Source organism: Pontibacter fetidus, from assembly GCF_010119545.1.
Classification (GTDB): Bacteria; Bacteroidota; Bacteroidia; order Cytophagales; family Hymenobacteraceae; genus Pontibacter; species Pontibacter fetidus.
On record NZ_JAAEAA010000008.1, the window covers coordinates 1 to 22,775 of the forward strand.

Below are 22,775 nucleotides of genomic sequence, written 5' to 3' on the forward strand. Positions count from 1 at the left end.
GATTATAGGGGTGTTATTCAGGGCCAAAATGCCAATTGTTAGCCAGTTTTAAATTCACCCGCTAATGCAAACACCCCTCTGCGCTCCCCTCAAGGGGAGAATTTGCTAGAACTTAACGGCCCTGCCTTCAAAGGGGGACTTGCTGCCATTTTATAGTTGTAGTTCTAGTTTTATAGTTCACGATATTGATCAGGACAGGTTTACCTGTTCCTACGGAATTACAACCACGACAAAGCGATGCAACTATAGCTGTAGCGATAACTATAGTTTAGCTATCGAACTCATATCAGTCTTTGGGTTGAGCGCCTTTGAGTTGTTGCGGTGGCGTGAGCCAATCCGACGCAGGAGGATAGCAAGAAGGCAGCAGCGCGATGCCCGAAGACGGGGCCTCCCGGCCGTGAGGGAACCAAGTTGGATTGAAACGATAGGCAAGTAGAGCTCCCAGGATTAGAGGAAACTTTGGAAGGATAGCTTGGTTAAAGTGCCAACTATAGCAACAAAGAACAATTAAATCCTTGGCCTTACCAGCTGCCACCAAACTTCATTGCCCTTCTCCTTCTTTATAGTATAGGCAACCAGCAAATCCTTATCATCTATAGTTGTGATGACCGGGTACACGGCACTTCCGTTGGCTTCTGTGAGTTGTGTGGTTTTTAAATGAGCGCCGTTGTCGTTTCTTATCTGTAAGCCTATGTAATTATTTGGTTTGGTGCTATCATTGCCGCGTTCGTCCCAGACTACGGCCAATTTACCGTTGTTAAAGGTGCTTAGCTGTGGATGCCGGGCGGCGGGTGCGTTGCTGATCGTTTCGCGGGGAGTAAATGATTTACCTGCTTCTTTCTGGCTATAGTATACGCCACTTCCACCACCCATTGTAAACCAGGCATAATGCATCCCGAATTTGTTTGAAACCATAGCCGGACCTGTATGCGGGCAACCATCTATCACCCAGTTATCGGCGCTGATGCGCTCGGGCTTGGCAAACGATTTCCCCCCATCCACAGAAACCAAATGCATCATGTCGCGGATGCTGTCGTTTAAAATGCCGCGGTAGGCTACGTGCAGTTGTTGCTGCGCATCCAGATACAGATCAGTGCGGCAGCATTGGCATAGTTGCGTATCAATTACCATCTCGCCTACAAAACCCTTGCGGCCGTTGGTGCTGGCAAAGTATAAACTGGAACCCTCCTTGTCTGTATTTTTGCGCGAGTCGAGCCAGATAGCACCTACTTCGCCGTTAGGTAGCACTTCCATGTCAAAATAACGTTCGTCAATGCTGTTTATAGTGTCTTCGGCTAGCTGCTTTGCCTCGGTCCAGCTCTTACCACCATCAAACGACTGCGTGTAAAAAACCAAACCAGCATAACTGTTCTTCGGGTTTGGGTTGCTTACCGGGAACATCGCAATGATATCGCCATTCTTTCTGAAAAGGATCTTGGGCAGGTTCTCGTCGTGCGGATGCACCGCGCTGGTGGTTGGTATCGTTTGCGCTTCCCCAAATGTTTTTCCACCGTCTCCGGATACAGCATATTTCATCAGGAAATTACCCGTCGTATCTATGGCTTGCACCCAGCTTAGCACCGTATTTCCATTTTCATCTTTTGTCAGGTAAGGGCACGAAGCAGTCAGGCCGTCATCTGAAATACGGACAGGCACAGCCGGAGCTGCGGTACTAGTAGCCTTTTCTTTCTCTGATGCGTGATTGGTGCAACCCGTAACTATAAACAGCAAGGCCAGGAAGCAGGTGTAAATTATATTGAATGAGCGTGTCATGATCTGTGCGGGTTTTATAGTCTACTTAGCCTTTTCTCCAAACGTATAGCCTATGCCAACGTGTATAGTGCGGGGTGCACCCTGTCGGTAGCTTTTGCCCCAGGCATTTTTATCGACGGTTGTTGCGTATAGTTGGTTGGTCATGTTCAGGAGGTTGGTCCATAGTTCCAGACCATTTTTGCTGTAGCCGATGCGTGCGTTCAGCAGGTCGTAGCCGTTATATTTTTCGGAGTTAACGGCATCCAGGTAATAGCTGCCCATGTGCTGCCACTCCAGGCCCAGGCGCAGTCCTTTTATAGTTGTTGGCTTAAAGCAAACTTCCGTGTTACTTATAAAACGAGGCGCTGTGGCCATTTCTTTGCCGCTAAACTCAGTTCCTTTTTCGGTGTAGTCGATGTACGTATGTTTGGCATTGGTACCACTAAACCGGAAGTTCAAGGTTTCGGTAGGGGCATATTTTAAGGTATATTCCAGGCCACGGTGGCGGGTTCGGCCTGCATTCTGGTTCTCATAAGAGTTGTCTTCCAGTTTTACATTCACAATTTCGTTGCGGCCATCCAGTTGGTATACACTCACATCCAGGTAGCCTTTGGCATCGGCAAAGCTAATCCAGCCACCTACTTCGTAGTTGTTATAGTTGGCCGGCTTCAGGGTTGGCACCTGCACGCCACGGTATAGTTCGGTAATTTGCGGTGGCGTAAAACCTACGCTATAGTTGCTGTACGCGCCCATACCTTTGCCCAGGTCATAAGTTAAACCAAGTTTAGGCGTCAGGCTTTTGAAACCGTTTTTTTCATCAGGAGCGCCGGTATAAGCGCCCGGCTCCAGGTGGTTATCAAAACTATAGTCTAAGCGGTCGTAACGCAGGGCGGCAACAGCTTTCAGTTTTTCCAGCGGGTTTAGTTCTAACTGGGTGTAAGCTGCGGTGTTTATCAGGTCCACGTTATAATTGGTCAGCAAGGTGCCGGTGTGGCTATAGTTGGTATACTTTCCGGTTTCGGAGCGGTCAATATCAATCAGTTCTGCATGGTAAGTAGCAGGGCTATAGTCTGCACTTAAACCACTAATAAGTTGCGCATTCAGAAACGGGAACATGACTTTGTGCTGCGCGATCAAACCGAAACTCTGGAAAGCGTCTTCATTCAGTTCTCCCTTCGCTTTCAGGGGATTATCCTTTACATTTTTGATGGCATAAAAAGGGTTCTGGCCGATGGCGTTATTGCGATAAAAGGCGGTTACCTGTGTGCTGTGCTGTGTGTTCCAGGTTTGCTCCAGGGTGGTTCTAACCCGCAGCGCATTTACTTTGCGGTAAGTAAAAGTGTGCAGGCTGCTATACTCTTTGCTGTAAAAACGGGTGCTGTCAAGGCCACCGGTCTGGTCGGTTTTATAATCTATCAGGCTGGCCGAAGTGATCAGTTTTGTAGATGGGTTAAAACTATAGTCTGCCCGCAGGGTAAGTGCCAGTTTATCGAAATCGCTGTGCTCAATTATACCATTTCGTTGCGCGGCATAGTAGCCAGCCACATACACGCCCAGTTTACCAATTGTATTTGATGCGCTGAAATCGGTTCGGCGATAGCCTTTATCGCTGCTTTCGGCTTGTACTTTGGCCGTAAAAACCTGTGCGGGTGCCTGTGTTATAAAGTTAATGGCGCCGCCAATGGCTTCACTGCCGTATAACGAGGATGCCGGCCCACGGATTACCTCTATGTTGCGAAGCGCACCCATGTTAATTTCTATCAGCGCGTTGTGGTTAAAGTCGCCGGTCGCCCGGATCGGAATACCATCCTCTAAGTATAAAAACAAGCTTTTGTAGCCAATCGGTTGGCGGATGGCCATGGTGTGCTGCTCGTTGCCCAGGTTTACCATATACACGCCGCTTACTTTGTTCAGTACCTGCTCCAGCGATACAGCTTTCGTTTCCAGCAACACTTCTTTTGAAATGGCACTGATAGCAACCGGCGTTTCGGTGCGCACGGCCGCCTCACGGCTGGCTGACACAACCACCTGGTTTAACTGGTTGGCAGACGGTTGTAGTTGTACGAACACATCACCGTTTTTCAGCGACTTCTTCTGGGCATCGTAGCCAATGTAAGAGAATACCAAAGAGTCGGAAGCTATAGTTGCAGGCAGGTTAAACTTACCATCGGCCCCGGTTATAGTTCCGGTTTTGGATTGGGTGGTGCGTATGGTAACACCGTAAAGTGGTTCTTTTGTTAAGGCATCAATTACCTGCCCTTTGGTTATAGTTTGGGCATAGGTAGTGTGGCATAGTGCCAGCAGGCACATAACACAGGTTAGCAGACTTCTCATGGAAGTAAAAATTTATAGTTTATCAGATTTTAAAAGTGCGCAACAGTAGCGGCTGCAGGTAAAAACCCATGCCTGACCTGGCGGCGCAAACGCCAACTGCTTAAACTATAAACCGAGGAGGATGGAAAATGCTATGATACGTAACAGAACGGTAAGCGCAACTATAAACTGATGGGTAGGAAACCATGGTTGCAAAACGGCGGGCACTGAAAGCAAACATGCACTGGTAAAACAGGTTGACTTGTACTTCCTGTTTCTGGCCGCGCTCATTGGCCTGTTTGTCGGAGTCGTGCTGGGCTTTCAGTTTTTTGGTGAGGTGGCACTTGCCTTCGCATTTCAGTTCGGGCTTGTCGCGGTTAATGCACAAAAACTCCATGATATACGCCTTGTTCGCCTGGTAATCTGCCAGCACTACTACCTTACTGAAGGTTTGCAGCAGTATCACGGCGATAAGCGATATAACAAAGATGTTTTTCATGGTTTACCCTGGTAGCAAGGCAAGCCACTGTCATCCGTACAGTTCTGCCTTTACGTTACAAAAGTAGACCGCAATGCTCCGCTAAATAATGACCTGCATCAATTATATGGCTGATCTTTATCAATTAAAGCCAGCCTTTGCGCCGGAACCAGACATATACCACCAGCGTGATCAGGGCCATCATGCCTAACACTACCGGGTACCCATACCAGGCGTGCAACTCGGGCATAAAATCGAAGTTCATGCCGTAAATACCAACTATAAACGTGAGCGGCATAAAGAACACCGAAAAGATGGTAAGCACGCGCATTACCTCATTGGTTTTCTGCGACGAGAGCGAGATGTAGGTATTAACAAGGTGGTTGGTACTATCGTTGAGCTCGTCGTAAAGCGTAATGAGGTGCACATACAGGTCCTGCAAATCTTGTAGTTCGGTGGAGGGCAGGTTTTGGAGGCGCAGGTTTGTAAGAATAACCTCCGAGAGTTGCAGCACCCTTTTTGAAACAGAAACTTTGCGCTTTAAATGGTAAAGGCCTTTGGTAAGTGAGCTGGGTTTGGTTTGCAGAAACGTTTTGGCTTCGTAATAATCCAGGTCGTTGGCCAGTTTAATGGCAGGCTCATCAAAAGTACGAAAAGCTGCCCGGACGATCTTACTGAGCAACCCTATAGGCGTTTTTAACAGGGCAGTGTCGATAAACTTTTCCCTGAGCTCAGCTATAAACGCAACGGGGTAACGGTGAATGGTGAGTATGAATTTATCCTTGTAAAAAACGGCTACTTTGTTGGTCAGTTCCTGTATGGTATCGGCTTCCAGGTGGGCTTTGTTGTCGTAAATGCGGGCAATAATAAAAACGATGTCGTTGGCAATTTCAAACTTTGGCAAATGCTCGGGTTGTAAACAATCGCGTACCGACGACGGGTGCAGGCCATACTTTTTTTCCAGTAGCTGTAGTTCTTCCGCCGAAGGATTTTCTACGTCTATCCATTCCCAGCCATACTTTTCAAAAGACAGCAAAGTTTGTTGCACAGGTAGTTTTTTAGAGTGATAGTTAGTATTTAACAATGGGTTTACGCAAGCTATAGTTTGGTGTTTGCCAGTACCCCACGGGTTAAACTATAAACCACTGCAAACTAAAGATCCGCCCGAACTATAGCCCGGGCGGATCCTGAAATACATTGCAACTGTAACTATAAACTTAGCTTTTCCCGGTGTGCTCCTGCACAATCTGGCGCAGCCATTTCAGCATTAGGAAAATAGCGAAAGCCGCCAGTAACGAACCGGCACAGTTTACCAGGAAGAAGTACGCTTTATGGTCGTATTTATCCCACATACTGGCCAGCACGCCTGATAGTTTGTTACCAATAGAAGTCGCCAGGAACCAACCACCCATCATAAGCGCGGTTAAACGTGGCGGGCTCAGTTTTGAAACCAGCGATAAGCCCATCGGGCTCAGGAAAAGCTCCCCTATCGTGATAACGGCATACGAACCAACCAGCCATAGCGCAGAGCTCTTTTCGGCACCATTCATGCTGGCAAATACAGCCCCAACCATCACCAGCGTACTCATGGCCGTAATTACCAAGCCCCACATAATTTTAGCAGGTGTAGAAGGCTCTTTGCCACGACGGCGCAGCATAGTAAAGAACCATACTACCAGCGGCGTAAGTAAAATAACAAAGAACGGGTTGATGGACTGGAAAAGCTCCGTTGAAATAAGCGAGAGCGGTTTGCCCTCCTGCGGCCAGTCTTGCTTTGGCAGGTTATTCAGGTAAGGTGCCACGCCTTCTTTGGTTATAACTTTGCCTTCGGCATCGGTTCTTGCTCTAAAGTTCTGGTCGTAATCCGGAACGGTAGCCAGGCTCTGGTCTACATTCTGCACCATACCAATAGCGCCGGCCGGGCCGGTTAATCCTTCTGCCATTTCGCGGTCGGTGTAGTATTCAGCCCAGGTAGTTAGTGCCGTACCGTTCTGTTTAAATATCGCCCAGAAAACGATAACCACTGCAAAAATAGAGAGCAGCGCTGCAATTGGCCGTTTATCTTCTGCTGATGCCTTGGCCCAAAGCGAACCATAGAACACCATGATCGGAATAGCGCCGAAAATGAACGCATCTGTAGAGTTAGAACCGAAAATATCGCCTGGTATAAGTACCCAGCCCAGCACGCCCGCAATTACAGCAGGTAAAATCACAATACCGAAAATGCGCATCAGTGGCATGTCGTTGGCAGCTACGGGTTTGCGCACGTCAGCTTCTTTGTAATGCTTGTTACCCAACCAGAAAATAAGTACACCTAATAACATACCCACGCCGGCAGCCGCAAATGCATAGCCCCAGCCATAGTTGTTACGCAGGTACGATGCCACAAACGGCGCAATAAAAGCACCCAGGTTTATACCCATGTAAAAGATGTTATAGCCGGTGTCTTTCTGGTCCTGGTACTCAGGTGTCGAGTATAAACCACCCAGCAACGTAGAAATGTTCGGCTTAAAGAAACCGTTTCCGATGATGATCAGGCCAAGCGATGCTACCATGGCCAGGTCTCCGGGAAGGGCAAGCCCAATGTAACCGATCGCCATCAGAATACCGCCTATCGAAATGGCCAGCCTGTACCCTAACACCCTGTCAGCAAGCAGGCCGCCCACAAAAGGAGTTAAGTATACAAACGCGATGAACGTACCGAAGATATCCGAGGCGTTTTCTTTTGATAAGCCAAGTCCGCCGTTCTGCGCATCGATCATGTACAGGAAGAAGATGGCCAGCATCAGGTAGAAGCCAAAGCGCTCCCACATCTCGGAAAAGAACAGGTAGTAAAGTCCTTTAGGGTGTTTGGATTTAGTTGTAGACATGAGGGTGTAGGTGTTATTGATGCTTGAAAATAAGCAGACTTTGGCAAGTGGCAAAATAAAAAGTGGTTTGCAGCGTAAATAAAGGCCACTTAACGCCCCTAAACAAACTCACACTGAACTGCTTGCCGGCATCATTTTTAAAATCTTTTGCCCGAATTGTTGTTTTGGAAGTTACTACTCTATTCCTTTGCCGTCTTATTTAGCGACAGGTACAGATTTGATGAAAATGCTGCGGGTTTGGTTGATAGTGCTTCTGTGCAGTGTACTGGCGTTGCCATTGCAGGCCAATACGGCATTAAACACCACACAAGATATTTTGCAGCAGGCAGTTAGCGCAAACCAAGCATTACCTGCCCCCCTGTTTATACCAGCTGAAACTGTAACAAACCCTGAAACTATAGCTGAACTGGAAAATAAAACAGCGGTGGCTTGTTACGAACTGCTTTTGCAACTATACTTTGAGGGAGCAAATGTCAAACCGCTGTTTTCTGGCACGGTGCCTGCCCATAATAGTAACGGCCTTCACACCATCCTAACTGCAGGCCCCTAACCTGCGTGCACACCCGCAACCCAACTTTACTAACTATACGCCTCTGCCGGCAATTGCGGCACCGAGTCACTACGCAAACTTATACTTTACCTGAACACTCAGATTTCTGAATTTTTACCGGCCATAAAACTTCGCTTATTTTAAACTTATATGGCTCCTGAAACTGTTGTAGCTTGGCTTTTTATATAGTAATTAATGAGTAATCTTTCTAAAACAAGTGCGGCGTCAACAGCCGGCGTCCTGATTTCACTTGGTATTATTTACGGCGATATAGGTACATCGCCACTCTACGTAATGAAAGCTATACTTGGAGGGGCACCTATTTCAGAAGCGCTGGTTTACGGGGGTATTTCCTGTGTATTCTGGACCTTAACGCTGCAAACAACTATAAAGTATGTACTGCTTACCCTGCAGGCCGATAACAACGGCGAAGGTGGTATTCTGACGCTTTATACCCTGATCCGCCGCCGTGCGAAATGGCTTATTGTTCCGGCCATGATCGGGGGAGCCGCGCTCTTAGCCGACGGGCTTATAACTCCGCCTATTTCGGTTTCTTCTGCCATCGAGGGTCTCCGAATTCTTAACCCCGATATTCCAACTGTTCCGATCGTGATTGCTATCCTGACCATGATCTTTTTAATGCAGAGTTTCGGAACGGAAATAGTAGGTAAAGCTTTTGGCCCGGTAATGCTGGTCTGGTTTACTATGCTGGGCGCGTTGGGTGCAATATCGCTGGCGGCACACCCTGAAATACTACGGGCAATTAACCCCTACTATGCCTATGACCTGCTGGTTAATTACCCGGATGGCTTCTGGATACTGGGTGCTGTTTTCCTGTGTACAACGGGTGCGGAAGCTCTGTACTCTGACCTGGGGCATTGCGGCAGATCGAACATCCGATTAAGTTGGGGATTTGTAAAACTATGCCTGTTACTTAATTACTTTGGCCAGGGCGCCTGGCTAATGACCCAGGAAGGAAGTGTGCTTCGCGAGAACCCATTTTATGGTATTATGCCATCGTGGTTCCTGGTAATAGGTATTGCTATTGCAACTATAGCTGCCATTATCGCCTGCCAGGCACTTATTTCGGGCTCCTTTACACTCATCTCTGAAGCTATCCGCCTGAACCTGTGGCCGCGTGTAAAACTGGTTTACCCAACTAACCAGAAGGGGCAGCTATATGTACCAAGTATCAACTGGCTGTTGTGGGCGGGCTGTATTGGGGTGGTTTTATACTTCCGGGAGTCTGAGCATATGGAAGCGGCTTATGGTATGGCGATTACCATGTCTATGCTTTCCACTACCATCCTGATGAGCTACTTCCTGAAAGTGAGGTATAAATCCTGGTTGCTGGTGGTGCTGTTCTTCACGGTTTATTTCGCTATCGAGTCATCATTTATGATCGCCAACCTGAGCAAGTTTACGCAAGGTGGCTGGGTATCGCTGATGATTGCGTGTGTGCTGTTGCTGGTAATGTATATCTGGATAAGAGCCTTTTACATTAAGCGCAGCCTTACAGAATATGTACGCCTGAAAGACTACCTGCCAGCCCTGAAAGAACTGAGTGCAGACGAAACGATACCAAAATATACCACGCACCTGGTCTTTATGACCAGCGCGCCAAAACCTAAGGATGTGGAATCGAAAGTGATCTACTCTATCTTCCAGAAACGCCCGAAGCGTGCTGATATTTACTGGTTTGTGCACGTCGAGACGACCGATGAGCCCTACACTACAGAGTATAAAGTAAAGAAACTGGACTCAGGTGATGTGATCCGTATCGACTTTAAACTTGGTTTTAGGGTGGAGCAGCGCATTAACCTGTTTTTCAGGACGGTGGTGAAAGAACTGGTGGAAAACGGCGAAGTGGATATTACCAGCCGCTACGACTCCCTGAGCAAACAGAACCTGATCGGTGACTTCCGGTTTGTGGTGCTGGAGAAATTCCTGTCTTACGAAAACGACCTGCCTTTTGTAAATCGCCTGATCATGGAGTGGTATTTCAATATTAAAAAATACACCAGTTCCGAGAGTAAGTGGTTTGGCTTGGATACCAGCTCTGTAAAAGTGGAAAAAGTACCGCTCGTGATCAGACCGGCCAAGCTACCCGAACTAAAGCGCGTATCGGCATAACTATAGTTTACGATGGCATTAACCAAAGAACAACTTCAGAAGAAATTCTCTGCCCGTAAAATCCTGCTGCCTATGTTGCTGGGGCTGGGTGTGATTGGGTATATGCTGTACCAGAACTATGACCCCAGCCAGGTGCAAACGCTTTTGCAGGCAAACCTGCTTTGGGCGGGTATTGCATTGGTTGTTCTTTTTATCCGTGATTTCGGCTACATGTACCGCATCCGGTACATCACCGAAAAAGCCCTGAGTTGGAAACAAAGCTTTACCGTGATCATGCTGTGGGAGTTTGCTTCCTGTGCCCTGCCCTCGGTGGTGGGCGGCACAACTATAGCCGCTTTCATGCTCTTCAAAGAAAAAATTCCGCTGGGCAAGTCTATCGCGCAGGTAATGGTAACGGCCATGCTCGATAACCTGTACTTTGTGCTGGCGGTGCCTGTGGTTATACTGTTGGCCCAGGAGCAGCTACTGCCAGAAATTGCGGGCATCAGCGACACTATGCGTAACAGCCTTGGCGTAGCTTTTTTTGTTTCGTACCTGCTGATAGCGATATATGCCTTTGTGATGTTTTATGCCCTGTTCATTAACCCGAAAGCTGTAAAAAGGCTGATGATCCGGATCGGGCAGATAAAACTATTCCGCAGATGGCGCATTTCGTTTTTCCACCATGCCAACGAGCTGCTGATCGCCTCCAAACACTTGCGCACCAAAAACACAGCATACTGGCTGCATGCCAGCATTTCCACCTTCTTTGTCTGGACGGCACGTTACATCATCATTGGTTGTTTGATCGCAGCATTCACACACCTGAGTTTCAGCGATCATGTGCTTATCTTTTCCCGCAATCTGATTTATAAGATCGTCCTATTTGTGTCAGTTACCCCCGGTGGTGCAGGCTTTGCAGAGCTGGCTTTTCCGGCTTTTTTCGGTGTTTTTATTGGGAGCTTCACAACAATTATTATATTGCTGTACCGCTTGCTTACTTATTACCTCTATTTGCTGGCTGGCGCGATCATTTTTCCACGCTGGGCGGCACGTGTTTTTAGTAAGGATGCACCGGAAAAAAACCCTGACACTGTAACACAACCTGACCATCAGCTGATGGCTTAACGACACCCGTACTACATGCGTAAATTTTTACAGAACATTACCCGGCGTAAAAGCGGCACCGCCCTACTAGCCGATTACGAACTGGACGACAACATACAAGGCACGAACCTGGTGCGCACACTCCGCCTCAAAGACCTGGTTTCTTTCGGTATAGCTGCCATCATCGGGGCCGGTATTTTCAGTACAATTGGTAATGCCAGTGCTGCCGGAGGTCCGGGTGTATCGTTACTGTTTATCTTTACAGCCATTGCCTGCGGTTTTTCGGCACTTTGCTATGCGCAGTTTGCCTCATCAATCCCTGTTTCGGGTAGCGCTTATACGTATGCTTATGCCTCGTTTGGGGAACTGGTAGCCTGGATCATTGGCTGGGACTTACTGATGGAATACGCGATCGGTAACATTGCCGTGGCTATTTCGTGGTCTGATTATTTTACTGCTGTTTTGCAGGGCGTAGGTATAGGAATGCCGGAATACCTGACCATGGATTTCCTGAGTGCGTCGCGCGGTTATGCGGCAGCGCAGGAACTTATGGCTAAAGGCCAAACCCTGGCTGAGCTACCATCAGGCATGCAAGAAGCGTTCCTGGCGTGGCAAAACGCCCCTGTCCTTGGCAGTGTTAAACTGGTAGCTGACTTACCAGCTTTAGGTATAACTGTGCTGATCACTTACCTGGTTTATATCGGTATCAAAGAATCGAAGCGCACGGCTAACCTGCTGGTGCTGCTCAAGCTGATCGTTATACTTTTAGTAATAACAGTAGGTGCATTTTATGTGAATACCGATAACTGGTCGCCGTTTGCACCCAATGGCATTTCCGGCATCCTGAAAGGTGTATCTGCTGTGTTTTTTGCGTATATCGGATTTGACGCCATCTCTACTACTGCCGAAGAATGTGAGAACCCGCAACGCGATCTGCCGCGTGCTATGATACTTGCTTTAGTTATCTGTACCACGCTCTATGTAATTCTGGCACTTATACTTACCGGTATGGTACCTTACAACGAACTGGCAGTTGGCGACCCGCTGGCCTATGTTTTCTCCAGAGTAAACATGGATGCGATGGCTGGTATAGTTGCCGTAAGTGCTATAGTTGCCATGGCCAGTGTGTTGTTGGTTTTCCAGTATGGCCAGCCACGTATCTGGATGAGCATGAGCCGCGATGGGTTATTGCCAAAGATCTTTTCTGACATCCATCCGAAACATAAAACTCCGTGGTTTGCAACTATAGTTACCGGTTTTGTGGTGGCTGTGCCTGCCCTGTTCATGAACCTGACAGAAGTTACCGACCTGACAAGTATAGGTACCCTGTTCGCGTTTGTGCTGGTGTGTGGCGGTATATTGCTGATGGAAGAAAAACAGAAGGAAGTAGAAACATTACATAAGGGCTTCCAGGTGCCTTACATTAACGCGAAGTATACCTTGCCTTTGTTAACTATTGGTTTACTGGCGCTGTTGTATGTATATAACGGCGAGGCCATGACATCTTATTTAAGCACAGAAGGTGGCTGGGAAGTATTTCAGCATAAATTACCGCTGTTGGGCTTTATTGTTATTACCATTATTATGACGGTATTATCCTTTACCCGCAACCTGTCGCTGATACCGGTGCTTGGCCTGCTGACCAACCTATACCTAATGACGGAACTGGGTATTACCAACTGGGCACGTTTCCTGGGCTGGCTGGCTTTTGGTCTAATTTTATACTTTGCTTACGGCTACCGCAACAGTAAGCTTGGCAAGCACCAACTATAACGTCCGTTTTTTTCTGATTATACCTTGAAAAAGAAGCAAAACATAGCAAATACCTTATTCCTGCTGGTGTGGGCTGCTATGTTTTGCTTTGCTGTATTATTTACCTTGCATAAGCCAGCCCCATTGGTTTATAGCAAAACTACCTCTTCACATCACCAGGAAAAATTATCACCCGAAGATCAAAAGATACCGTTATCCTGGACGGAACCTACTGCTTCTGAATTAGCTGCTGAACAATTAAAATCGTTTCTTTCTACACATTTCCCTCTCTCCTGGCTCTGCGGCCATGCAGAACGTGTATGCTCAATAAAGCCGAATAAAAGGTTTATAACCTATACTGGTGCTACTATTCGCGACCTGGTGCAGCCCAACGCACCCTAATTTAAAATCCGCTATTTATTGTAGTTAATATACGTTTTACAATACTTTTGTAGGTATTGCCCTCTTTCAACCAACTAAATTTATCTTATTACCTAATCTAACTAAATCAATGTCAAACAATTTATTTGCGACAAAGTCTGTCGAAAAGCTTATTAAGGAGTCGGAGAGCGGAGAGCATAATCTCAGACGCACGCTTACCGCTACTAACCTTACCATGCTTGGCGTAGGAGCCATTATTGGAGCTGGTATCTTTGTACTGACCGGTACTGCTGCTGCCAATGCTGCTGGTCCGGCTATAGTTATTTCCTTTATAATTGCGGGCCTTGGCTGTTTGTTTGCAGGCCTTTGCTACGCTGAGTTTGCTTCCATGATCCCGATTGCAGGTAGCGCTTACACCTATGGCTATGCTACATTAGGTGAGTTTATTGCCTGGATTATTGGCTGGGACCTGATACTGGAATACCTGTTTGGAGCAGCTACTGTAGCTGTGGGCTGGAGCGGTAACTTTGTAAGCTTGCTGAAATCAATTGGTATTACAGTGCCGGCTGCCATTGCAGCTGCTCCGCTGGCATACGATGGCAGCTCATTTACGGCAACAGGCTCTTTTATCAATCTTCCTGCTATCATACTTATACTTGTAATGACAGCTTTACTGGTAATTGGTATTCAGGAGTCAGCTAAATTCAATAACATTATCGTTATTGTAAAAGTGGCTATTGTATTACTGGTTATTGGTTTTGGTTTCCAGTATATAGATCCTTCTAACTGGACTCCATTTATTCCTGACAAAGAAGTGCTGGCTGATGGCGCTACCCGTTACGGATGGCAGGGTGTAGTGGCCGGTGCGGCCATTGTGTTCTTCTCTTACATCGGTTTTGATGCCGTTAGTACTGCAGCCCAGGAAGCAAAGAACCCACAGCGTGACATGCCAATAGGTATGCTTACGTCTCTTGGTATCTGTACATTGCTTTATGTGTTAATGTCTCTTGTAATGACAGGCCTTGTACCTTACAAAATGCTGAATGTGCCGGATCCGGTTCTTGTAGCGCTTCAGGCAGCAGGCCCTGCACTTAGCTGGTTATACTTCTTTACTGGTCTTGGTGCAGTAGCTGGTCTGGCTTCGGTAGTATTGGTTATGCTTATGGGCCAGCCGCGTATTTTTTACGCAATGAGCCGCGATGGTTTATTACCAGCAGTATTTGGTAAAGTACACCCTAAATTCAACACGCCTTACGTAACAACGATTATTACAGGTGTTGTAGCAGCTATTATTGCCGGTATCTTCCCGATTGGTTTGTTAGGCGAACTTGTAAGTATTGGAACACTGCTAGCTTTCGTAATTGTTTGTGCCGGTATCATTTTACTGCGTCGTACTAGCCCAGACCTGAAGCGTCCTTTTAAAACTCCTTTTGTGCCGCTTGTTCCGATTTTGGGTATTCTTATCTGCGGTTACATGATGGTGAACCTTGGTTTTGATACCTGGATGCGCCTAATTATCTGGATGGCAATTGGTATTGCAATTTACTTCCTGTATGGCCGTAAGCACAGCAAGCTTCGCCAGCAAAACGAGGCGCCGGAAACTGATAGAGTTACCGTAGGCTAAGGCTATAAACTCAATACCGAGCAAACTATAGTGCTCACAGAAAACCACCCGGGTAGCCGGGTGGTTTTTTATTTTAAACTAATGGGGCTTATACCAGCAACAAACTACTATAGTTTTCTAGACATCCTGGTGAATGTTGCAACTATAGTTTCCCGTGAAAGCTCCTTCTCTTCTGCCTCGTTGGCTCCCGCCAGGTTTATTCAGCTATTGGCAAGTTAAAATTCATGTAGTAGAAGGAATGCTATAGGTCATGAGTTGGCTATACCTGATAGGTATACAATGGCTTTGATATCGGCAACTAATAAAAGACTATAGTCTCTTTTATACATGATACAAGTCATTTCCCACCTACCCTTCCGTGCTGACCTTTGATGCAGATAAAAGCACACCCGAACGGTGATGTTACCATCAGCACAGAAAAATACATTCTTCAAACATTATAAATAGCTACATATATGAAATACAGAAACCTATGGCTGGGGTTTATAGCCGTAATCGTTGGCTCGTTTGCCGTGCTCGGTTACTTTGGTATAGAGATTTACAGAGAAGCACCACCTATACCCCGACAGGTGGTTACCGCATCCGGTAAAGTAATTTTTACTGAGCAGGATATTAAGGACGGACAAAATGTATGGCAGTCGGTGGGCGGCCAGGAACTAGGCTCTGTATGGGGCCACGGCGCTTATGTAGCCCCCGACTGGAGTGCCGACTGGTTACACAAAGAAGCTATATATTTTCTGGATACGTGGGCACAGCAGGAAAAAGGTGTAAACTACGATGCGCTTGACGAAGAGACCAAAGCCATGCTGGAGGCACGCCTTCAGAAACAGATCAGGGCAAATACCTATAACCCGGAAACCGGCCAATTAACTATTTCAGATCTTCGTGCTGAGGCCATAACAAATGTAAGCAAACACTATACTGGTCTGTTTATGGATGACCCGGCACTGGCCAAACACCGCGATGCGTATGCCATGTCTGATAACACGGTAAATGACCCGGTGCGTATGCAGAAACTGAATGCTTTCTTCTTCTGGACTTCGTGGGCCTGTGTTACCGAGCGCCCGAGCAAAAGTATAACCTACACCAACAACTGGCCTGCCGAAAAACTGGTAGCCAACGAGCCAAGCAGCGACCTCATCATCTGGACAGGGTTCAGTGTTATAATCCTGATAGCAGGCGTAGGTATGCTGGCTTACTATTATGCCGCTAACAAAGAGGATGACATAGACCTGAGCAAATTGCCGAAGAAAGATCCGTTGCTTGGCTTAAATGCCACACCATCCATGAAAGCCACCTTAAAGTATTTCTGGATCGTGACAGCGCTTATATTAGTGCAGGTAACACTGGGGGTTGTGTCGGCACACTATGGCGTGGAAGGCCAGGCCTTGTATGGTTTCCCGCTCGCCGATTACATGCCCTACTCCATCAGCAGAACCTGGCACGTGCAGCTTGCCATTTTCTGGATAGCTACCTCGTGGCTGGCAACTGGTTTATACATCGCGCCTGCCGTGTCAGGTCATGAACCAAAATTCCAGAAACTGGGAGTTAACTTCCTGTTTATCTGCCTGCTTGTTATAGTTGCCGGGTCGCTGGCTGGCCAGTGGTACGGCATCATGCAAAAACTGGGGTATACCGAAAACTTTTGGTTCGGGCACCAGGGCTATGAGTATGTAGACCTGGGTCGTTTCTGGCAGATATTCCTGTTGGTTGGCTTGTTCCTGTGGCTGGGCCTGATGGTGCGTGCTATTATGCCTGCTTTCCGCAACGATGCTGAAGGCCGCCATTTACTGGGTATGTTCCTGATCTCATCGGCTGCTATTGCTATCTTTTATGCTTCCGGGCTTATGTGGGGGCAGCACACCAACCTGGCCATTGCCGAATACTGGCGCTGGTGGGTAGTACACCTGTGGGTAGAAGGCTTCTTCGAAGTATTTGCTACCGTGGTAATTGCCTTCCTGTTTGTGCGCATGTGCCTGCTAGACACGAAAATGGCAACATCAACCGTACTTTTCTCCACCATTATTTTCCTGTTTGGCGGTATCATCGGTACTTTTCACCACTTATACTTTAGCGGCACGCCAACTGCTGTTATGGCCTTAGGTGCAACCTTCAGTGCCCTGGAAGTGGTGCCACTCGTGCTGATCGGTTTTGAAGCCTACCATAACCTGAAGATAAGTAAGCTCACCCAATGGATAAAAGCCTACAAATGGCCGATCTATTGCTTTGTGGCAGTAGCTTTCTGGAATCTGGTTGGTGCCGGTGTGTTCGGGTTCGTCATCAATCCACCGATAGCACTTTACTATATGCAGGGGCTTAACACCACACCGGTGCACGCACACACTGCATTGTTTGGGGTATATGGTATATTGGGTATTGGCCTGATGCTGTTCGTTCTGAAAGGGTTATCCGGTCGTCGCCGCTGGAAAGATGGCGTGATCAGTTTTGCTTTCTGGTCTATAAACATTGGTCTAATTCTGATGGTGCTTATCAGTGTGCTTCCTATCGGGTTGATGCAGACATGGGCCAGCGTGGAATACGGCTTATGGTACGCCCGCTCTATGGAGTTTATGCAGACCGATACCATGGAAATACTGCGCTGGCTGCGTGTTGTCGGCGACACGATTTTTGCAGGTGGAGTGGTAGCGCTGGCCTGGTTCATCATCGGCCTGAAAACCGGCTGGTCGCTGGAGCTGGATGAAGACGTACAGGATATCGATTTAATCGATACACAGAAAGAAGAAGTAACCAGCAGCAAGTAATAACTATAGTTATACGATTTATAAATCACCGAAATGGCCGTTCAACTTTGGATGGCCATTTCTTTTTAGCTAGGATTGTATCTCCTATAGTTCGCAACTATAAATGCTATACTTTTTGCTCTATAATGCAGACCTTTGCATATAATGTCATCCACTGCTATACTTCATCATTTACCTGATCTGCCTGTAAAAGAGGCCTTGCCACGCCTGCTACATGCCATGGAAAACAACACTAGGGTTGTGCTGGAAGCACCGACCGGAGCCGGTAAAACTACATTAGTACCACTGGCTTTGCTGGAAACCAACTGGCGCAACGATGGCAAAATTCTGGTGCTGGAGCCACGCCGACTGGCAACCCGCGGAGCAGCACAACGCATGGCAGATCTGCTACATGAGCCACTTGGCCAGACAGTAGGATACTGGGTACGCATGGAGCATGTGGTAGCTGATAAGACCAGAGTTGAAGTAGTAACTGAAGGAATACTTACCCGACTGATACAGGACGACCCGGCACTGGAAGGAATTGCGGCCATTATTTTTGATGAGTTTCATGAGCGTAACCTGCAGGCCGACCTGGGTTTAGCGCTGGCGCTGGATGCACAGGCTGTGCTGCGACCTGACCTACGGATATTGGTGATGAGTGCCACACTGGATGCTGTAACGATTGGCAAATGGTTAGACGCACCGGTTATCTCCAGCGAAGGCCGTCAGTACCCCGTAGAGACACATTATTTGCCTATAGCTGAAGTAGCCGCCGCCGGAAACCGTCCGGCAGAGCGGTTGAGCAACCTGGTACCTAAAGCCATCCGGAAAGCGCTGGTTGATGAACCGGAGGGTGATGTGCTGGTATTTTTGCCCGGCATGGGCGAGATGCGACGTGTAGCTACGCAACTGGAAGGCAAACTGGCCCCAACTATAGACCTGCACATATTGCACGGCGATCTGCAACTTTCCAAACAGATGGCAGCTATACAACCTGCCCCTAACGGCAGGCGCAAAATAGTATTGGCTACCAGCATTGCCGAAACCAGCTTAACGATTGAAGGTGTAAAAATTGTAATAGATGGCGGCTATTCGCGTGTTCCTAAATTTGTGCCACGTACCGGGCTTACCACCCTGGCAACTATAGCTGTATCAAAAGCTGCTGCCGACCAACGCCGAGGCCGCGCCGGTCGTTTGGGCCCCGGGGTTTGCTACCGGCTTTGGTCTACCGCCGATCAGTTGCAGTTAGCAGAAAGGCAAAACCCTGAAATTTGTGAAGCCGACCTGACCGGCCTGGCACTGGAACTGGCTATATGGGGTGTAAAAGATGTAACTGCCTTAAACTGGCTCGATACGCCTCCCGCCCCGGCACTGGCTTTATCCCGGGATTTGCTGCTCCGGCTGGAAGCCATCGATGCAAACGGAAATGCCACAGCGCACGGAAAAGCACTTGCCTCTTTAGGACTTTCGCCCAGGCTTGGTCATTTGGTTATCCGGGGCAAAGAGTTTGCTTTTGGGGCTACTGCCTGCGCACTGGCAGCTATCCTCTCTGAAAAAGATGTACTAAGGCAATCGGAAGCCGGCCGGGGCAATGTACAGCCTGACCTCACATTACGGTTAGAAATTTTAACAGGCAAACGCCTTCCTGTCCCCGGGTTTGTTTTAGACGAAAATGCCCTGCGACGTGTAAAAGAACAGGCCCAGCATTTAATGCAACGCACCCGCACCACTAACCAAACTATAAACCCTGAGGCCGCCGGTATTTTAACAGCCCTCGCCTACCCCGACCGCCTGGCCCAGCGCGAAAGCTCCGGCCGGGTAAGACTAATAACCGGGCAACGGGCAACCTTACCAACCGAGCTTTTCAGCGAAACCGAATACTATAGTATAGCTCACCTGGAAACTGGAAACCAGCCCCGGGTATTGCTAGCCGCGCCGCTCAGTAAAGCCGAACTGCTGGAGCATTTTACAGCACAACTGGAAGAACTGGATGAAGTTCGTTTTGAGGAAGCTACAGGTAAAGTTATAGCCCGAAAAATAACCCGACTTGGCGCGCTCATATTGCAGGAAACAAACCAACCCAACCCAGATGCCGAACAGGTAGCCACTATACTTTTGCAGGCAATTAAGCAAAGAGGTATCGAAAAACTGCCCTGGACTGAACAAGCCATTAAAACCCGGCAACGACTAACATTTCTGCATCAGCTTTCCCCTGAACTATGGCCGGATGTGTCTGATGAAACCTTAGCAGGAACTATAGAACTATGGCTGTTGCCACACCTGGTTGGAGTAAGAACTATAGAACAAGTTGCCAGGTTAGATTTTAACGAGCTTATACTTGCTGAGCTTAGCTGGGAACAACGGCAGGAAATGGACCGGCTGGCCCCTACACACCTGGAGGTACCAAGCGGCTCGCGCATTGCGTTAGATTATACAGAGCCAGACACACCTGTACTTGCCGTGCGGCTGCAGGAAATTTTCGGGATGCTGGATACGCCCCGGATCGGTGGTGGAAAGGTGCCGTTGCTCATCCATTTGCTCTCGCCGGCTTCGCGCCCTGTGCAGGTTACCCGCGACTTGCGCAGCTTTTGGGCAACCGGCTATTTTGATGTGCGCAAAGACCTGCGCGGCCGCTACCCCAAACACCACTGGCCCGACGACCCGTTAGCAGCTGTACCTACACGTGGCACCAAGAAAAGACCGCAGTAAATTATAAAACAGTAAAGCCACCAAATATGGTGGCTTTACTGTTTTATGCACTCGCTCGCGTCCCGCGAGTGTGGGATACCAGCGGACTCTGGCCGCTATAGTTCAAAATAAGCTTTAGTAAAAATAACGCGTGGCGGGACGCCACTGGTAGCTCACACTCACGGGACGCGAGCGAGAGCGTGTGAAAAGACCACAGTAAACTATAAAACTATAGTTTATAAATGTAGTCTACAGGTAAAGGTCTCCGGCTGCTTCGGGTTGGTAAAGTATAGACGCTATTTTATAAGACAGCATTCCCTGCGGAGCAGGCCACTCAACTTCGTCACCAACTTTACAGCCAAGTATAGCCGTTGCCACCGGAGCCAGTACCGATATCTTTCGTTTGCTCAGGTCCGCATCCTTTGGGTACACTACCGTTATTTCCATTTCGTTGCCGGTTTTAAGGTCTTTCAGGCGCACTACCGAATTCATGGTCACTACTTCTTTCGGCACTTCTTCTGAGGCTACGACTTTGGCGCGCTTCAGCTCCTGGCACAACCCTTCTACAGATGCAGCGCCACCATTCTGGCGTTGTAACTGCACTAGGCTATGCAAGCGCTCGTAATCTTTTTCGGTTAAATAGATCGGGTTCATAAATGTTCAGTTTAGTATAAATTGATGCTCTTTGGTAAGTATAGAGCCGGGTTCAGACGGTGTAAAATAAATATCTTTAAAGCTCAGCGTTTTACCAGATTCCACCCTTCTGAAGATCTTATCAGGTGTAATGCTGTTAATGCCATCAAACCCGCAGGCTTCCATCACTTCTATAGTTGATTTAATGGTGTTGCCATGGAAGTTTGCTACGCGCACGCGCTTATCAGCCACATCCAATCCTTTATACAGGTTCTCGTCCTGGGTAGCGATACCAACCGGGCAACGCCCTGAGTCGCACTGCAGCGCCTGTATACAGCCCAACGCGAACATCATACCACGGGCACTGTAGCATATATCCGCACCCAGCGAGATCGCTTTAATGATATCAACCCCTGTAATGATCTTTCCAGCAGCTATCACTTTTATTTCATCGCGTAACTTATACTTTATAAGCATATCCTGCACAAAGGCCAGCGCATCGTAAAGCGGCATCCCTAAACTATCGGTAAACTCCAGCGGTGCGGCACCAGTACCTCCTTCGGCTCCATCTATCGTTATAAAGTCCGGGAAGATCTGGTTGTGCATCATTTCCTGGCAAAGGCGCTCAAATTCCTGCTTGTTACCAATACATAGCTTTATGCCAACTGGCTTTCCTTTCGATAAAATACGTAGCTTCTCAATAAACAGCAGCATGGTAAACTGGTCGGAGAAGGCAGAATGAGCTGGCGGTGATGCAACTGTTGTAAATGGCTCTACTTTACGGATGGCAGCTATCTCAGGCGTATTTTTAGCAGCCGGCAGTATGCCCCCATGGCCTGGTTTCGCGCCCTGCGATAGTTTTATTTCCACCATCTTGATATGCGGGTGCGCTGCCTGCTCTTCAAAAAGCGTTTCAGAGAAATTGCCTTTGCTGTCGCGACAACCGAAATAACCTGTACCAATCTGCCAGATCAGGTCTCCGCCGCCCTCAATATGGAATGGGCTCACGCCACCTTCGCCGGTGTTGTGCGCAAAGCCACCTAATTTAGCCCCTGCACTCAGCGCTGTTACGGCCGTTTTACTCAGTGATCCATAGCTCATCGCCGAAATGTTGTAAATGCTGGCACTATACGGTTGAGCACAGCGCTTGCTCCCAACTGTTACGCGCAGGTCCTCAGCCTTTACATGCACCGGAAACATGGTGTGTGCAATCCACTCAAAACCGTTTTCCTGGCTGTTGGCCTGCATCCCAAAGGGTACAGTCTGGCGCACGTTTTTGGCGCGTTGGTAAACTATAGAACGCTGGCGTCGGCTGAATGGCTTGCCATCGAGGTCAGACTCGAAGAAATACTGGCGTAGTTCCGGGCGTATGCTCTCAAAAAAGTAACGCAGATATCCTAAAAGCGGGTAGTTGCGAAGTATAGAGTGTTTTGGCTGCCGTATGTTCCGGAAATAGATAACATGCAGCGGCAAAACCAGCACTAGCAACGCCAGGTAAGCAGCATTTGTATAGCTCAGAGATAAAACAATGGCATAAACGGCAATAAAAGCAACTGCCATCAGCTGCCTTACGCTAAGTTTGGTTAACATATTGGTGCTAAGAAAATTTATTGAATAGGAAAAACAACTTGTGCAGACTGGCTGCAAACCAAAACCGGCTGCAGGCAAAATGCGCTAAAGGCGAAGGTAACTACGGCCGGAGAGGTTTCCGGCTTACTTGTTAAAGTCTTTAGGTGCTGAGAAAAAGTTGAGGCAATATCCGTTCAGCTCA

Annotated in this window: 16 protein-coding genes; 9 read left to right on the forward strand and 7 right to left on the reverse strand. The window is 48.0% G+C overall.

Translation table 11 applies throughout. From position 1 onward, the window contains the following. Positions 1-507: 507 nt before the first annotated feature. The 5 genes from GWO68_RS07560 to GWO68_RS07580 form a co-directional block, all read right to left on the reverse strand. A complete protein-coding gene (locus tag GWO68_RS07560; RefSeq protein ID WP_162345828.1) occupies positions 508-1,773 on the reverse strand; it encodes an exo-alpha-sialidase in 1,266 nt (421 codons plus the stop codon). 21 nt (positions 1,774-1,794) lie between these two features. Next, positions 1,795-4,086 carry a TonB-dependent receptor gene (locus tag GWO68_RS07565; RefSeq protein WP_162345829.1) on the reverse strand — a complete coding sequence of 764 codons (2,292 nt, stop codon included), beginning with the start codon at positions 4,084-4,086 and terminating at the stop codon, positions 1,795-1,797. 100 nt (positions 4,087-4,186) lie between these two features. Then, the gene (locus GWO68_RS07570; RefSeq protein ID WP_162345830.1) at positions 4,187-4,564 is read right to left on the reverse strand and encodes a hypothetical protein; all 378 of its coding nucleotides are present in this window, start codon (positions 4,562-4,564) and stop codon (positions 4,187-4,189) included. Positions 4,565-4,688: 124 nt separating this feature from the next. After that, positions 4,689-5,591: a magnesium transporter CorA family protein gene (locus GWO68_RS07575; protein ID WP_162345831.1), complete on the reverse strand. Its 903-nt coding sequence runs from the start codon at positions 5,589-5,591 to the stop codon at positions 4,689-4,691. Between the two features lie 169 nt (positions 5,592-5,760). After that, positions 5,761-7,413, reverse strand: coding sequence for a peptide MFS transporter (locus GWO68_RS07580; RefSeq protein ID WP_162345832.1), 1,653 nt, complete (start codon positions 7,411-7,413; stop codon positions 5,761-5,763). A 187-nt stretch (positions 7,414-7,600) separates the two neighbouring features. Here GWO68_RS07580 and GWO68_RS07585 point away from each other — a divergent pair, with 187 nt between their 5' ends. The 9 genes from GWO68_RS07585 (at position 7,601) to hrpB (ending at position 20,392) form a co-directional block, all read left to right on the forward strand. Next, the gene (locus tag GWO68_RS07585) at positions 7,601-7,963 is read left to right on the forward strand and encodes a hypothetical protein (RefSeq protein WP_235941984.1); all 363 of its coding nucleotides are present in this window, start codon (positions 7,601-7,603) and stop codon (positions 7,961-7,963) included. Between the two features lie 195 nt (positions 7,964-8,158). Beyond that, on the forward strand, positions 8,159-10,096 hold the full coding sequence (locus GWO68_RS07590; protein WP_162345834.1) for a KUP/HAK/KT family potassium transporter: 1,938 nt from the start codon (positions 8,159-8,161) through the stop codon (positions 10,094-10,096). 12 nt (positions 10,097-10,108) lie between these two features. Further along, positions 10,109-11,203, forward strand: coding sequence for a lysylphosphatidylglycerol synthase transmembrane domain-containing protein (locus tag GWO68_RS07595; RefSeq protein WP_162345835.1), 1,095 nt, complete (start codon positions 10,109-10,111; stop codon positions 11,201-11,203). 15 nt (positions 11,204-11,218) lie between these two features. Further along, positions 11,219-12,955 (forward strand): amino acid permease, encoded by a 1,737-nt coding sequence (locus GWO68_RS07600; protein ID WP_162345836.1) that lies wholly within the window; start codon positions 11,219-11,221, stop codon positions 12,953-12,955. Positions 12,956-12,979: 24 nt separating this feature from the next. Next, positions 12,980-13,336 carry a hypothetical protein gene (locus GWO68_RS07605; RefSeq protein WP_162345837.1) on the forward strand — a complete coding sequence of 119 codons (357 nt, stop codon included), beginning with the start codon at positions 12,980-12,982 and terminating at the stop codon, positions 13,334-13,336. Positions 13,337-13,445: 109 nt separating this feature from the next. Beyond that, positions 13,446-14,939 carry an amino acid permease gene (locus tag GWO68_RS07610; protein WP_162345838.1) on the forward strand — a complete coding sequence of 498 codons (1,494 nt, stop codon included), beginning with the start codon at positions 13,446-13,448 and terminating at the stop codon, positions 14,937-14,939. Positions 14,940-15,020: 81 nt separating this feature from the next. After that, entirely contained in the window at positions 15,021-15,158 is a 138-nt protein-coding gene (locus GWO68_RS07615) for a hypothetical protein (RefSeq protein ID WP_162345839.1), read from the forward strand. 236 nt (positions 15,159-15,394) lie between these two features. Further along, complete coding sequence (locus GWO68_RS07620) at positions 15,395-17,701, forward strand: nitric-oxide reductase large subunit (RefSeq protein WP_162345840.1); 2,307 nt, start codon at positions 15,395-15,397, stop codon at positions 17,699-17,701. 144 nt (positions 17,702-17,845) lie between these two features. Continuing rightward, positions 17,846-20,392 (forward strand): ATP-dependent helicase HrpB, encoded by a 2,547-nt coding sequence (gene hrpB / locus GWO68_RS07625; protein WP_162345841.1) that lies wholly within the window; start codon positions 17,846-17,848, stop codon positions 20,390-20,392. A gap of 228 nt (positions 20,393-20,620) precedes the next feature. Here the strand turns inward: hrpB and rnk are convergent, their stop codons facing one another. After that, on the reverse strand, positions 20,621-21,025 hold the full coding sequence (rnk, locus tag GWO68_RS07630) for a nucleoside diphosphate kinase regulator (RefSeq protein WP_162345842.1): 405 nt from the start codon (positions 21,023-21,025) through the stop codon (positions 20,621-20,623). 6 nt (positions 21,026-21,031) lie between these two features. After that, a complete protein-coding gene (locus GWO68_RS07635) occupies positions 21,032-22,594 on the reverse strand; it encodes an FMN-binding glutamate synthase family protein (protein WP_162345843.1) in 1,563 nt (520 codons plus the stop codon). Between the last annotated feature and the right edge of the window lie 181 nt (positions 22,595-22,775).